Below are 14,015 nucleotides of genomic sequence, written 5' to 3'. Positions count from 1 at the left end.
TCAGAATAAAAATAAGCTTTCAAAATAAAATAGGAATAAATTCAAAAAAGGAGGAAATGACTATGATAACAAGCAGCGAAAGGGCAATCGAAATTAAAGGTCTAAAAAAGTCATATGGCACAGTTAAGGCAGTAGACGGAATTTCATTTTATGTTAAAAAAGGCCAGGTATTCACCCTTCTAGGTCCCAATGGTGCCGGCAAGACAACAACTATTGAAATTCTCGAAGGCCTTAAAGAGGCAGATGCCGGTCAAATTGAGTTCTTTAATAGAAAGGTAGATAAGATTGGCAGCAAGGAGAAAGAAGATATAGGTGTTCTCCTCCAGAAAAATAATTATATTGAAAAGGTTAAAGTTAAAGAGATGCTAAAGATGTTTAGCTCCTTTTATAAAAAGTCTCTGCCAATTAATGATATTCTCGAGAAGATTGCATTAAAAGATAAAGAAGACTCCTTTGTAGAAAACCTTTCAGGAGGCCAGCAACAGCGGCTCTCAATCGGCCTGGCCCTGATCAATGATCCTAAAATACTCTATCTGGATGAACCAACAACAGGCCTAGATCCTCAGGCTCGTCGTAATCTCTGGGACTTAATCGAGGGCTTAAAAGATGAAGGTAAGACAATTTTTCTAACGACCCATTATATGGATGAGGCAGAAAAACTCTCAGATTACGTCTACATTATGGACCAGGGCAAGATTATCGCCGATGGCACCCCTGAAGAATTAATCGACAACCTGGGCCAGGAAAATGTAATCGACTTTGCCAGAAACGGTCTTGAAGATAATCAGCTTGCAGAGCTAAAAGAGCATTATCCTGAAATAAAAATAAACCCTGAAGATATCTCAGTCTATGTCCAGGATATCTCAACTGCCCTGCCAGCCCTTATCAACTGGGCTGAAAAAGCAGAATTTAAACTGGATAACCTCAAGATACGAAGGCCAAATTTAGAAGATGTCTTCATTGAATTAACAGGAAAGGGGCTGCGTGACTGATGCTGGCCATTAAAAATATCTTTCTAAAACACCTTAGAAAACAGCTCCGGGATAGATATTCTATTTTCTGGAATCTCGTCTTCCCCCTTGTTCTCTTAACAATTCTGACCCTGATCTTTGGCGGCCAAACCGGCCAGGATATCAGCTTTGATATTAGCATAGCCATGCCAGAGATAGACCAGGAAAGCCCTGAAGAAACCGTAAGCTATGCCATGATTATAGAAGATGTGATCAGAGGCATTGAAGCTTCAGAGGATAGCCGCTGGTTCCAGTTTCACCGCCAGGACCCTGAGCAATCTTCAGAAGAATTTATAACTCAAGAAGAGGGATTTCTGGAATCAGGTGACCGCCATCTCATCCTAAAAATTCCTGGAGGCAGCCTGCCAGAACCAGGCCAGATCGAGATCTATCGCCAGCCAGGCAACCAGCTTTCGAATATAGCCGCTGATGTCATGAATAGTATAATTAACGAGATTAACCGAGAAATCAACCTGGCTGAGGGCAATGTCAGCAGGGACCAGCTAATTGCAACAACCAGCCGCCAGATAGATGTCAGCCTGACAAATGGAGAAGAGGGCAGTTTCTCAATAGCCGAATTTCTCGTACCAGGAATCATCCTATTCACTTTTTTAAGCTCCGGAATTCAGGTGTTAGTTGGTCGGATTTCATCAATGCGGGCCCGGGGCATATTAAGAAGATACTTTGCAACCCCGTTAAAACCAATCCAGTATTTTGCAGGTATCCTTGCTTTCATTATTGTTCTATCAATCGTCCAGGTCTTAATAATCCATGGCTGGTCAATATTTTTCCTTGATGTCAACCTTGATATATTAAATCTTGACTTTATCATTTATATGGTCTTTGCCCTGATTGTCTCAGTTTCAATCGGTTTCATGGTGCTCTCACTGGTTCAAAGCAGAGAGTCAGTCGGAGTAGTTAGTCAGGCCCTGACCTATCCAATGGCCTTTCTCAGCGGTATTTTCTTTGAAGTCACCGGGATGACAGGCATCCTTGGCCTGATAGTTGTCATCAACCCGATGACCTATCTCGTCAATGGTATGCGAGATATCCTCGGAGTCTATCCCAGCCCGACTTCTGATCTATTAAACCTTATCGTACCGGCAATCTGGCTAATAGTTTCAATAGTAATTTCAATGGTCAAATTCAGCTGGAACCCAGGAGGTGATTCTTGATGTTTAAACAATATATAAACAATACAAAAATCTTGAGCCTGGCTTTCCTCCGGGATAAAGAGACTGTCTTTTATGTTCTGGTCCTGCCCCTATTATTCATGTTAATTTTCGGCTCACTTTATGGCAATGGCGATGGCCGGCGCCAGGATAGAGTACTCCTCTATTTTGAAGATACAGCAACAATTAGCCAGTCAGAGATAGAAGAAGTTATAGATGCCAATCAGAGCCTTAGCTATCGGTATATCGATTCAATCGAAGAAGGCGAGCAGTTATTAAGGGATTACGAGGCCGAAACCCTGCTTAGAGTCAGCGGAGATGGCCTGGAATTCAGCTATAATCCAGCCAGAATCCAGGATAACCCGGCAATCGAGCAGCAGTCAATGGCCATTGCCAGGGAGCTGGATATCAGAAGGTCTGGCCTGGAGACCTACCTCCAGACAGAAATTATTGATACCGGTAACCTTGCTGGCAGCAGTCAGTTCTTATCGCTTTTTCCAGGTCTAATCGCCCTGGGGCTGGCCTCATCAGGTCTATTCGTGATAGTGGAGCTATTTATCTATCATAAAGAAAAGGGAGTCTTAAAGCGAATGGCTGCCTCACCTTTAAGTAGAAACTCCTTTACCTTTGCCCTGATATCCAGCAGAATGCCGGCATCCTTACTCAGTACAGCCCTGATTTTAATATCCAGCAGATACATTTTTGATGTCAGCTTTAATATTAACTGGTTCCTATTTATTCCCTATATTATAATCGGCACAGTCATAATGATGGGGCTGGGTGCCTTAATAACCCTCTTTGCAACAACAGCCGATAGCGGGTTCCAGGCAGCCAATATCCTGCTGACAGTTATGATCTTTTTCTCAGGGATCTATTTCCCAATCGAATTCCTCCCGTCATATTTTCAGCAGGTCAGCCGGTTTTTGCCCTTAACCTATCTGGCCAGAGGCCTGCAGCAGATAATGGGAGTCAGCCAGCTCAATCCGGCCAATCTGGCCATCGAAACAGGAGGCCTGTTAGTACTTTCAATTGTATTAATTATGATAGTCTCTAAAAAAAGCAGCTGGATTGCAGATTAGAGATTAAGCCTGGCAAACAATAAATAATACAGTGCAGACAGCAAGTAATTAATTAAAATAGTTACAGGAAACTACAGTCAATATATTTAATACAGCAATAAGGTGGTGGTAGATTTGAGCTATCAATTTAATGATAAAGATCCAATTTATATACAGATCAAAAAGAGATTAGAAGACCAGATAGTCAATCAGGAATTAACTGAAAATGACCAGATCCCTTCAACAACAGAGATGGTTAACTTCTATCAGGTCAACCATATAACCGTCTCTAAAGGTGTCAACTTACTTGTCGATGAAGGTATTATCTATAAAAAAAGAGGAATTGGAATGTTTGTAGCAGAAGGTGCCAGAGAAAAACTCCTGGAAAAGAGGAGAGGAGATTTTATCGACAGATATATTGTCCCGATGCTTAAAGAGGCAGATAAACTCGATATAGATACAGAAGAACTAAAAGAAATGATCAAAGCAGCAAAGGAGAGTGATATAGATAGTTCTTAATATCAAAACAGACTCACTATCTTTAAAATACGGTAAAAATCAGGCTCTGGACAATATCTCCCCAGTATTATTGTATTACTATTGACAATACAATAATAATTTGTGATAATATAAATAGATACAATTCCAAACAAATCAAAATTAGTAATACACTTTAAGCCAATCTCAGGAGGAGATATAATGAACGAAAAAAGCAAAGAATTTATCAAGATGACAGATAGCTTCAAAGGTGGCGTCATCATGGATGTAATCAATCCAGAGCAGGCAGTAATTGCCGAGGAGGCCGGAGCCGTGGCAGTTATGGCCTTAGAGAGAGTTCCAGCCGATATTCGCAAGGAAGGCGGAGTATCCAGGGCTTCTGATCCTACAATGATCAAGGAGATAATTAATGCCGTCTCTATACCGGTAATGGCCAAAGTTAGAATCGGCCATTTCGTTGAGGCCCAGGTCTTAGAGGCAGTTGGAGTAGATTATATCGATGAGAGTGAAGTCTTAACCCCTGCCGATGAAGATAATCATATCGATAAAACCAAATTCAATGTCCCCTTTGTCTGTGGTGCAACCAATCTCGGCGAAGCCTTAAGAAGAATCGGTGAAGGTGCAAGTATGATCAGAACCAAAGGTGAAGCCGGTACTGGCAACGTTGTCGAAGCAGTTCGCCATATGCGGACAGTAAATAGCCAGATCAGGAGAATAGCTTCAATGGATAGCGAAGAATTAATGTCAGCAGCTAAAGATCACCAGGCGCCATTCGAATTGATTAAGTATGTTGCAGAAAATGGCCGCCTGCCTGTCGTTAACTTCGCTGCCGGTGGAGTGGCAACTCCAGCCGATGCAGCCCTGATGATGCAGCTTGGTTGTGACGGTGTCTTTGTTGGATCTGGTATCTTTAAATCAGGTGACCCTGCCAAAAGAGCAAAAGCAATCGTCAAGGCAACAGCCAATTATGATAAACCAGAGATTATCGCTGAAGTCTCAGAAAACCTCGGAGAAGCCATGGTCGGAATCAACATTAGCACCTTAGAGGATAATGAAAAGATGGCAGATAGAGGCTGGTGATCCTGTCTTAATATTATTAATATAACTACAAAAATATATATTCAATTAAAAAGAGTGCTGGCTTTACCCCAGCACTCTTTTGCAATAACTCACTATTTCTATATACCTTGAAAATTACCATTAATCTTCAAAGATGAACCGATAAATTCCCCAGCCATCCCCGTCAGTCTCAAGATACTCGATAAACCCAAGATTACGCTGCTCTATATATTCAGCACCTTCAGGATGTGACCGGACAATCAATTCACCCTGATAGTCAAAGGGTACAATCCGCCAGTTATTGCTGGCTTCAACAGGATCATGCTCATCAAGAAACTCAATAATTATCTCCTGGTGAGTTGTCGGTGTAGAATATATAATTGTCTCACCTTCAAGATGAGGGAACTCTCCGCCACCAGAAGCCCTGTGATCATTTGTCACAACCAGGAAGTTCTGGTCCTCATTCAGAGGCTCGCCCTCATAGGTAGCATTAACAATTCTTTCACCCTGAGGCTGAGTTATATCGATCTCATATTCAATGCCCTCAATTATATCCCAGTTGTAACCAGGGAAATTATCATTGATTAAATACTGCCTCTCATCAGAATCAGGGTCAATCTGATTAAAGTTACTGGCAGTATATTCAAGCCAGTCTAAAACCATCTGCCCATCAAATTCAACAATCCTGATCTCATTTGGGAACATATAAATATCATTAACATCACTAATTCTTATCTCATCAGATACCTGAGTGAAATCTCTAGGACCCTCTCTACCAAATCTAAATGGGGCAGCGGCAGCTAAAACCCCGTAATCCTCATATTCAGGGTTGGCCTCAACAAAATTACGGCCATAATTTAACTGGGCCTCATTAATTATCTGGGTAATAGCGGCATCTTTAACCCGGGCAAAGAAACTTGTAAATGGCTCATCAGCTTCAGTGATTGGAGTTCTAATATAGTCAAGGGCTTCAGCATGAATATCGGCTGCCATGTCTTCAATCCTTTCGCTGGAAGGAGTATCCTCGTCTATCTCTCTTAACCTGACACCGGCTTCAGCCAGTCTCCACTGGCCATTCTCCTTCATCAGCTCCAGATCAACAATCCCAATCGCCCGGCCCCAGGAACCAGCCATTACCGCCGGAACACCGTTAATTAAACCTATTTCACTGTCGACCATTTCAATATGCTCATAATCACCTGGAAGGAAATTGTGATCATGGCCAAAAATAAATGCGTCAAATCCATCAACCTGGGCCAGATCAACACCTTCATTACCGCCCCTGGTATCATCAATACCGGTATGGGCCAGGGCAATTACAATATCAGCCTGATCTCTAACCTCAGGGACTATTCTTTCAGCAGTTTCAGCAATCCCATCTATCTCAACCTCGCCATCTAAGTGCTCGCGCCCCCAGCGCATTGTTGGAGGAGGAATAAAACCAATAAAGCCAATTCTAACTGTCTCGCCATCGATCTCTTTTTCAACGATCTTATAAGAATCAACATAGGTCTCATCGCTGCCAGCAACTCTCATATTGGCTGCCAGCCATGGAAAATCAGCACCGGCAACAGCACTATCAAAAAAACCAAGTCCATAATCCTGGACCTCATGGTTACCGACTGCAGCCATCTCATAGCCTAATTCATTAAAGATATTAACAATAGTCTGAGTCTCGCCTTCAGCTAACGGATCAATCCTGAACTCATAATCCCCGATAATACTTCCCTGAATCACATCGCCATTGGAGACCAGGATAGTATTCTCATGTTCAGCCTTTTCTTCCTCGATAAGACTATAAGCCTTAGATAAGCCAATGCCCTGATCCTCGGCATCATCCATATAATTATATGGAAGTATATATTGATGCTCATCAGTGGTGGTTATAATATTGAGGCTATTAGTCTCTTCAGCACTGGCAGATAAACTGTCTAAACCAGCTGTGGCCAGATAAGCACCGGCAACAACCTTACCTGACATTGCAATAAAGTCACGGCGATTAATACTCTTTTCAGTCAGTTTCTCCGGCTTTTCTTCAGGTTCAAACTCTTCCTGCTCATTATTATTAATTTCAGACATTAAATAAACCTCCCTCTATATTAGATCATTATTATCTTACTATTAGCATAATAAACCCAACAAATCTTATCAAGTTAATACTTAACAAAATAATTTCAGTAATTCACTTGACAAAAGTAAAATGATAATATACAATTAATGAAAATTAGATTAGATGAGCCTGGATTAGAAGAGATTAGATTAGAATTAGACTAGCTGAGCAATAGTGAAAGCATGTAATACTCTGTATTTTGGTATCATTGGATGAGCAGTACCGGCATTATTAAAGCTGCTTATTATAAAGATTATACAGGATTACTATGTCTATATATCTATAAACCTTTACGGTCAGGCTATTAAAAGCCCTGGCCGTTTTTTATTTTCAAACTAAACCTGGCTCCTCTAGAAGGAGGCAAAGATGCTTAAACTTAAAGAATACCTGGAATTAGCAGAAGAATACAACATAATCCCAATCTATCAGGAAATAATAGCAGATACTGAAACCCCGATTTCTTTATATCAGAAACTATCTGGCCAAAAAGAGTACAGCTATCTTTTAGAAAGTACCGAGAATGACCGGTATTCCTTTATCGGGCTGGAACCGGCAGCCATCTACAGAAATTATAACGATACAATCGAAATAACCAGAAATGGCAGTACTGTAACTAAAGATCAGGATTTCATTGAATATCTCCAGGACTACCTGGCCGAGATTAAAGTCTATCAGAGAGAAGAACTGCCACCATTTACTGGTGGCTTTGTCGGCTATTTCAATTATGAGATGATCGAAAAATGGGAAGATATCTACCATAAAGAACCAGGAAAAGAGCTAATGAAAGGCGATAAACCCTTAAGCCTGCTTGTTGAAACACAGGTTATTGTGGCCTGTGACCACCTCAATAACAGAGTGAAGATCATCAACAACCTAAAGGTAAGTGAAAGCCTGAGTTTAACTGAAAAGAAAGAGATCTATAGCCAGGGGATATCAGAGATAGAAAGAGTTAAAGCCCTGATCGACTCACCTGTACCTGATACCAAAAACTTAAAAGCCAATTCTCCAGCTAAATCTCCAGAAGCCACCGGTAATGCAGGCCAGTTCAACTTAAAATCAAATATTGAACAGGTTGAATTCCAGGAAATGGTCAAAAGGGCTAAAGAACATATCATAGAAGGCGATATTTTTCAGATCGTCCTCTCCCAGAAATTTTCAGTCAAAAATCAAATCCCACCCTTTAATATCTATCGGGCTCTGCGATCGACCAACCCATCGCCATATTCGTTTTATTTAAATTTCCCGGAGATAAAGATTATTGGCTCATCCCCTGAAGTTCTGGTCAGGGTCAGGGATCGCCAGGTAATGACCAGGCCGCTGGCCGGTACCAGACCCCGGGGCAGCAATAAAAAGGAAGATCTCAACCTGGCAGCTGATCTTAAAAGTGATGAGAAAGAGCGATCCGAACATACCATGCTTTTAGATCTAGGCCGAAATGACTTAAGCAGGATAGCAGCTCCAGGAACAGTTGAGGTTACAGAGCTGATGGAGGTCGAATACTTCTCCAGAGTCATGCATCTTGTCTCTCAGGTGGAGGCAGAACTAAAACCAGGTTATGATAGCCTGGATGCCCTGAAGGCCAACTTTCCGGCAGGTACAGTCTCAGGAGCCCCTAAAATTAAAGCAGTTGAACTAATAGATAATATCGAAAAAGAGGCCAGAGGAGTCTATGCCGGTACCGTTGCCTATCTCAGTTTCAATGGCAACTTAGATAGCTGCATAACAATCAGAACCTTCTCCCTGGAAGATGGAATCCTCAATCTCCAGGTAGGAGCTGGCATTGTCGCAGATTCTGACCCGGCCACAGAATACCAGGAGACCTTAAATAAAGGCCAGGCCCTCTTTGAAGCCCTGAAGATAGCAACAGGAGGTGGCGATTTTGATCTTAGTAATAGATAATTTTGACTCCTTTACATATAACTTAGTCCATATATTAGAGAGATATGATGAGGTAAAAGTCTATCGGAATAACAGCATCACCATTAAAGAGATAAAGGAACTAAAGCCAGATAATATCCTGATCTCACCAGGTCCAGGCAGGCCAGAGGATGCCGGTATCTCAAAGGATCTGATCAAAGAGTTTAAAGGCGAGATTCCAATCATCGGCATCTGCCTTGGCCATCAATGTATCGGCGAGGTCTTTGGCAGTGAGATCATCAAAGCTCCCCGGATTTTCCATGGCAAAATCTCTAAAATCAAAATTGCCAGCCAGACTAGTCAGGACAGGTTATTTAATAAGATTCCAGATAATTTCACAGCCACCAGGTACCATTCCCTAATTATCAATAGAGATAATTTTCCAGCTGACCTAAAAATCCTGGCCGAAACAGGAGCTGGCGAGATCATGGCAATCAAGCATAAAGATTACAATATCTATGGCCTCCAGTTTCACCCGGAATCAATTCTAACAGAAACAGGCCAGCAATTACTGGAAAACTTAATCAATCACAGAAGTGACAAAAACCTAATCAACCAGAAAAATAATAAAAATCCTATCAACAACAGGAGTGATGCCAGTGTTTAATAAACATTTAGAGAAAGTAGTCAGTAGAGAGAATCTAACCTTAAAAGAGATGGAATCTGCAATGGATATGATCATGGAAGGTGAGACAACAGATAGCCAGCTGGCCGGATTTCTGGTCGGCCTGCGAATGAAAGGCGAGACCATCGCTGAAATCACCGGTGCGGCTTCAGTCATGAGAGCTAAAGCTGCTCCAGTTAATACAGAGGCCACTAACTTAATCGATAGCTGTGGAACCGGCGGTGATGGCAAGGGCACCTTTAATATTTCAACAACAACTGCCCTGGTCATGGCAGCCGGTGGCCTAAATGTAGCCAAACATGGCAATCGCTCCGTCTCATCTAAAAGCGGCAGTGCCGACCTACTGGAGGCCCTGGGAGTCAGGATAGACCTAAATCCAGAAGAGGCAGCCAGCTGTCTCGAAAAGGCTGGCATCTCATTCCTATTTGCCCCAAACTTTCACCAGGCCATGCGCCATGCAGTTGGCCCCAGAAAGGAGATAGGCTTAAGAACAATCTTTAATATCCTGGGCCCATTAACCAACCCGGCCAGGACCGACTATCAGATCCTCGGGGTCTATAAAGAAGAATTAGTCGAGCCATTAGTTCATGTTCTCAAAAACCTTGGCCTGAAATCAGCAATGGTAGTCCATGGAGCCGGCGGTATAGACGAGCTCTCCCTGGCCGGCTTAAATAAAACTTTCTATTTAAAGGACAGCCAGGTCAAAGAATATAATTTCCAGCCAGAGGAGGCCGGCCTAAAGAAGGCGCCCCTTAGCGCAATTCTAGGCGGCGGAGTCGAAAAAAATAAGAAGATCACCTTAGATATCCTAAAGGGAAAGCCTGGGCCTCAAAGAGATGTAATACTCCTCAATTCGGCAGCAGCATTTATGATAGCCGGCAAAGTTGATGACCTCAAAGAGGGAGCAGAATACGCAGCCAGCCTTATCGATTCAGGCTCGGCCAGAAAAAAGCTACAGGAACTAATCAGCTGCAGCAACGAGGTGGCAGTCTAAATGATCCTGGATAAGATTATTGCAGAAAAAAGCAGAGAAGTCGCAGAACTCAAGCAAGCCGGCAAACACAGGTCATTAAAGACCAGACTTGCTGAGCCTGGCCTCAGCCTGATAGCCGAGATCAAAAAGGCATCGCCGAGCAAAGGCCTTATCCAGAAAGACTTCCAGCCTAAAAGTCAGGCACTAGCCTATCAAAAGGCCGGGGCCTCGGCAATCTCAGTCCTGACAGACAAGAAATTTTTCCAGGGCAGCAACCAGGTTTTAATAGATGTCAGAGAGGTCACAGAACTGCCAGTCTTAAGAAAAGAATTCATCATAGATCCAATCCAGATCTATCAGAGCTTCTTTATCGGGGCAGATGTAATCCTCTTGATTGCAGCAGTTTTAGATCAGGACCAGCTAAACCAATTTCTGGCCATCGCCTCAGAACTAAACCTGGAGGCAATCGTAGAAGTCCATAACCTGGAAGAATTAGAGCGAGTCCTTAATACCAGTGCAAAGATTATCGGCATCAACAATCGGAATCTTAAAACCTTCAATGTCGATCTTAAAACAACAGAAAAACTTGTAAATCACTTAAAGTCCAGCGGCCGTCGCAATGATTATTACCTGATAGCTGAAAGCGGAATTAAAACTAAAGCAGATATAGATTATTTAAAAGAGCTGGCAGTTGATGGCGTCCTGATTGGCGAAACCCTAATGAAGGCAGCCGATCCAGAGGCCAAAATCGATCAACTGGGCTTAAAGAAAGGAGTATTAGATGAAACAGCCAACTGAAATAAGTCAGCAACCAACTAAAATAAGGCAGCAATCAACTAAGATTAAAATCTGCGGCCTGACCAATCATCAGGATATTAAAGCAGCAGTTAATAACAGTGTCGATGCCCTGGGCTTCATCCTGGCCGAAAGCCCAAGGCAGGTCAGCATAACCCAGGCCAGAGAATTAACTGCCAGTCTGCCTCCCTTTATCGCCAGGGTGGCCGTCGTTGTCAATCCTGATCAATCCAGATTGGACGAAATTATTGCCAGCAGGATATTCACAGCAATCCAGTTTCATGGCAGTGAAGACCCTTCAATTTTCAGGGATATTCCGCTCCAGACAATTAAGGCAATCTCTATTTCAGATCAGTCAGATCTAAAGGAAGTCACTAAATATCAGGGTCAGGCCGACTATCTCTTATTTGACACAAAAGTTGGCAGCCAGACAGGGGGCACAGGCAAAAGCTTCGACTGGAGCCTGCTTGCCAGCAAAGAACTCAACCAGAATTATATACTGGCAGGTGGCCTCGGTCCGGCTAATATCAATGCAGCTCTGGACAGGCTGCAACCGGCAGCAGTGGATCTAAATAGTCGCCTGGAGGCAGCCCCAGGCAGAAAAGATCCAGAATTGATCCGTGAAACAGTCGATATAATCAAAAGTTACAATGCAGGAAATGCCCTGAACAGCAATAGTCCTATTAACAATTAGCATAATGACAATAAGACGAAAATAAATTAATAAGTTGAGATCAGACGAGAGGAGCAAAAACCATGACTCAGAAATACTTTTCAGAATACGGAGGCCGCTATGTCCCGGAGACATTAATCCCGGCTCTGGATGAATTAAGTCAGACCTATCAGACAATCAAAGAAGACAATAGCTTTAAAGAGGAATACAAAGCTCTGCTTGCCGATTATTCAGGCAGGCCAACCCCGCTCTATTATGCAGAAAAGCTAACAGAGTATTACCAGGGGCCAGAAATCTACTTAAAAAGGGAAGACCTAAACCATACCGGCGCCCATAAAATCAATAATACCCTGGGCCAGATTCTCCTGGCCAAAAAGATGGGCAAAGAAAGAATAATAGCTGAAACAGGAGCAGGCCAGCATGGCGTCGCCACAGCAACAGTAGCTGCCCGTTTCGATTTAGATTGCGAAATCTACATGGGAGCTGAAGATATTGAAAGACAGGCCCTAAATGTCTATAAAATGGAGATGCTAGGGGCCGGGGTTATCCCGGTCAATACAGGCAGCAAGACCTTAAAAGATGCCACCAATCAGGCGATTAGAGACTGGGTCAGCAATGTAGAATCAACCCATTATATCATCGGCTCAGTCGTTGGCCCCTATCCCTATCCAGAAATGGTCAGGGATTTCCAGAAGATTATCGGCGAAGAAACAAAAAAGCAGATTATAAATAAAAAAGGAAAGCTTCCAGATTATATCCTGGCCTGTGTCGGTGGCGGCAGCAATGCCATCGGAATCTTCCATCCATTTGTTGATGATCAGGATGTCAATCTTATCGGCATCGAAGCTGCCGGCGAGGGCATAGATACTGGCAGGCATGCAGCCACCCTGTCAGAGGGCAGAGTCGGTGTCCTCCATGGTAGTAGATCCTATCTTCTCCAGGATCAGGACGGCCAGGTCATTCCAGCCCATTCGATCTCTGCCGGACTCGATTATCCAGGAGTCGGCCCGGAACATAGCCATCTTAAGGCAATTAACAGGGTCAGATATGATTATATAGATGACCAGGAGGCCATCCAGGCCTTCAGGCTACTCTCAGAGAGAGAGGGCATAATCCCGGCCTTAGAAAGCTCCCATGCCCTGGCCTACCTGGAAAAGCTGGCCCCGAAACTCAGCCAGGACCAGACAATTGTAGTCAACCTTTCAGGCAGAGGCGACAAAGATATCAATAATTTCAAGAAGATCAGGGAGGCAGAAGCAGATGAGCAGAATTAAAGAGAGCTTTAAGAATAAGAAACCTCTAATTACATATATTAGCGGCGGTGATCCAGACCTTGATTTCACAGAAAAAATGATCTATCAGCTTCAGGATTCAGGTGTTGATATCCTGGAGATCGGTATTCCTTTCTCCGATCCCCTGGCCGATGGCCCAACAATCCAGGCAGCCTCCCAGAGGGCAATCAGAGGTGGAATAACCCTTGAAAAGCTAATCAAAAAGCTTGCAGAGATCAGAGATGAAATAGAAATTCCAGTCATCTTAATGGGCTATTATAATTCAATCTTAAATTTCGGAGAGAAAAGATTTGCCCATGACGCTAAAGCTGCAGGAATTTCAGGTATTATCATTCCAGATCTTCCATTTGATGAAGATGAAACAATATCAGAACAGCTAAAAGAGGCAGCTATTGATCAGATCAGGCTGGTGACCCCAAATACGGCAACATCAAGGATTAAAGCGATAGCAGATCGTTCATCAGGTTTTCTATATTCAATAGCTCATCTAGGGATTACCGGTGATAGCAGCAGAGAAAACCCTGCCCTGAAATCATACTTAACCAGAGTAAGAGAGCAGGCAGGAGAACTTCCAATCGGTCTCGGTTTCGGTATTGATAGCCCTGAAAAAGCTAAAAAAGCAGCCAGACACGCAGATGGCATAATCATCGGCAGTGCCTTAATCGAAAAGATTCAGGCCGGCCAGACTGAAGAAGCCAGGCTAAATAATGCAGACTCGTTTGTAAAATCAATCAAAGCAGTGTTGGTATAATTAATATCCTCATCAATAATACTTAATTTTTTTGTAAGCTATAGATTAAATAATAGATACAGATTTATTTAAAATAATTAAT

General features: G+C 42.9%; 13 protein-coding genes. 12 read left to right on the top strand and 1 reads right to left on the bottom strand.

Annotated features, from left to right (window positions below; all coding sequences use genetic code 11):
• The first annotated feature begins 62 nt into the window (after window positions 1–62).
• From I0Q91_RS09360 to pdxS, 5 genes are all read left to right on the top strand, one after another.
• Window positions 63–992, top strand: a complete 930-nt coding sequence (locus I0Q91_RS09360; protein WP_270454239.1) for an ABC transporter ATP-binding protein — start codon at window positions 63–65, stop codon at window positions 990–992.
• Window positions 992–2,185 carry an ABC transporter permease gene (locus I0Q91_RS09355; protein ID WP_270454238.1) on the top strand — a complete coding sequence of 398 codons (1,194 nt, stop codon included), beginning with the start codon at window positions 992–994 and terminating at the stop codon, window positions 2,183–2,185. Before I0Q91_RS09360 ends, I0Q91_RS09355 begins: the two co-directional genes overlap by 1 nt.
• Window positions 2,185–3,261, top strand: a complete 1,077-nt coding sequence (locus I0Q91_RS09350; RefSeq protein WP_270454237.1) for an ABC transporter permease — start codon at window positions 2,185–2,187, stop codon at window positions 3,259–3,261. Before I0Q91_RS09355 ends, I0Q91_RS09350 begins: the two co-directional genes overlap by 1 nt.
• 114 nt (window positions 3,262–3,375) lie before the next feature.
• Window positions 3,376–3,759 (top strand): GntR family transcriptional regulator, encoded by a 384-nt coding sequence (locus I0Q91_RS09345; RefSeq protein ID WP_270454236.1) that lies wholly within the window; start codon window positions 3,376–3,378, stop codon window positions 3,757–3,759.
• 180 nt (window positions 3,760–3,939) lie between these two features.
• Window positions 3,940–4,818 (top strand): pyridoxal 5'-phosphate synthase lyase subunit PdxS, encoded by an 879-nt coding sequence (pdxS, locus tag I0Q91_RS09340; protein ID WP_270454235.1) that lies wholly within the window; start codon window positions 3,940–3,942, stop codon window positions 4,816–4,818.
• 120 nt (window positions 4,819–4,938) lie between these two features.
• Here pdxS and I0Q91_RS09335 read toward each other — a convergent pair whose 3' ends face one another.
• Window positions 4,939–6,876: a bifunctional 2',3'-cyclic-nucleotide 2'-phosphodiesterase/3'-nucleotidase gene (locus I0Q91_RS09335; RefSeq protein WP_270454234.1), complete on the bottom strand. Its 1,938-nt coding sequence runs from the start codon at window positions 6,874–6,876 to the stop codon at window positions 4,939–4,941.
• 397 nt (window positions 6,877–7,273) lie between these two features.
• On the opposite strand from I0Q91_RS09335, the gene I0Q91_RS09330 reads away from it, so the two are divergent.
• The 7 genes from I0Q91_RS09330 to trpA all read left to right on the top strand — a co-directional run bounded on the left by I0Q91_RS09330 (window position 7,274) and on the right by trpA (window position 13,933).
• Window positions 7,274–8,806, top strand: coding sequence for an anthranilate synthase component I family protein (locus I0Q91_RS09330; RefSeq protein WP_270454233.1), 1,533 nt, complete (start codon window positions 7,274–7,276; stop codon window positions 8,804–8,806).
• The gene (locus tag I0Q91_RS09325; protein ID WP_270454232.1) at window positions 8,787–9,431 is read left to right on the top strand and encodes an anthranilate synthase component II; all 645 of its coding nucleotides are present in this window, start codon (window positions 8,787–8,789) and stop codon (window positions 9,429–9,431) included. Before I0Q91_RS09330 ends, I0Q91_RS09325 begins: the two co-directional genes overlap by 20 nt.
• Window positions 9,424–10,443, top strand: coding sequence for an anthranilate phosphoribosyltransferase (trpD, locus tag I0Q91_RS09320; RefSeq protein WP_270454231.1), 1,020 nt, complete (start codon window positions 9,424–9,426; stop codon window positions 10,441–10,443). The genes I0Q91_RS09325 and trpD overlap by 8 nt, the downstream gene beginning before the upstream one ends.
• Window positions 10,444–11,220, top strand: coding sequence for an indole-3-glycerol phosphate synthase TrpC (trpC, locus tag I0Q91_RS09315; protein WP_270454230.1), 777 nt, complete (start codon window positions 10,444–10,446; stop codon window positions 11,218–11,220). It begins immediately after the preceding gene.
• The gene (locus tag I0Q91_RS09310; RefSeq protein ID WP_270454229.1) at window positions 11,204–11,911 is read left to right on the top strand and encodes a phosphoribosylanthranilate isomerase; all 708 of its coding nucleotides are present in this window, start codon (window positions 11,204–11,206) and stop codon (window positions 11,909–11,911) included. Before trpC ends, I0Q91_RS09310 begins: the two co-directional genes overlap by 17 nt.
• Before the next feature lie 62 nt (window positions 11,912–11,973).
• Window positions 11,974–13,164 carry a tryptophan synthase subunit beta gene (trpB, locus tag I0Q91_RS09305; protein ID WP_270454228.1) on the top strand — a complete coding sequence of 397 codons (1,191 nt, stop codon included), beginning with the start codon at window positions 11,974–11,976 and terminating at the stop codon, window positions 13,162–13,164.
• Entirely contained in the window at window positions 13,151–13,933 is a 783-nt protein-coding gene (gene trpA, locus I0Q91_RS09300) for a tryptophan synthase subunit alpha (protein ID WP_270454226.1), read from the top strand. The genes trpB and trpA overlap by 14 nt, the downstream gene beginning before the upstream one ends.
• Window positions 13,934–14,015 lie beyond the last annotated feature (82 nt).

The organism is Halonatronomonas betaini (genome assembly GCF_015666175.1).
In the GTDB taxonomy this organism is placed as follows: Bacteria; Bacillota; Halanaerobiia; order Halanaerobiales; family Halarsenatibacteraceae; genus Halonatronomonas; species Halonatronomonas betaini.
This window is presented reverse-complemented; position numbering and strand designations above follow the sequence as displayed.

Excerpts from the sequence above, each read along its gene's own strand:
- I0Q91_RS09360 (WP_270454239.1), top strand. The coding sequence starts at position 63 with ATGATAACAAGCAGCGAAAGGGCAATCGAAATTAAAGGTCTAAAAAAG.
- I0Q91_RS09355 (WP_270454238.1), top strand. The coding sequence starts at position 992 with ATGCTGGCCATTAAAAATATCTTTCTAAAACACCTTAGAAAACAGCTC.
- I0Q91_RS09350 (WP_270454237.1), top strand. The coding sequence starts at position 2,185 with ATGTTTAAACAATATATAAACAATACAAAAATCTTGAGCCTGGCTTTC.
- pdxS (WP_270454235.1), top strand. The coding sequence starts at position 3,940 with ATGAACGAAAAAAGCAAAGAATTTATCAAGATGACAGATAGCTTCAAA.
- I0Q91_RS09335 (WP_270454234.1), bottom strand. The coding sequence starts at position 6,876 with ATGTCTGAAATTAATAATAATGAGCAGGAAGAGTTTGAACCTGAAGAA.
- I0Q91_RS09330 (WP_270454233.1), top strand. The coding sequence starts at position 7,274 with ATGCTTAAACTTAAAGAATACCTGGAATTAGCAGAAGAATACAACATA.
- trpC (WP_270454230.1), top strand. The coding sequence starts at position 10,444 with ATGATCCTGGATAAGATTATTGCAGAAAAAAGCAGAGAAGTCGCAGAA.
- I0Q91_RS09310 (WP_270454229.1), top strand. The coding sequence starts at position 11,204 with ATGAAACAGCCAACTGAAATAAGTCAGCAACCAACTAAAATAAGGCAG.
- trpB (WP_270454228.1), top strand. The coding sequence starts at position 11,974 with ATGACTCAGAAATACTTTTCAGAATACGGAGGCCGCTATGTCCCGGAG.
- trpA (WP_270454226.1), top strand. The coding sequence starts at position 13,151 with ATGAGCAGAATTAAAGAGAGCTTTAAGAATAAGAAACCTCTAATTACA.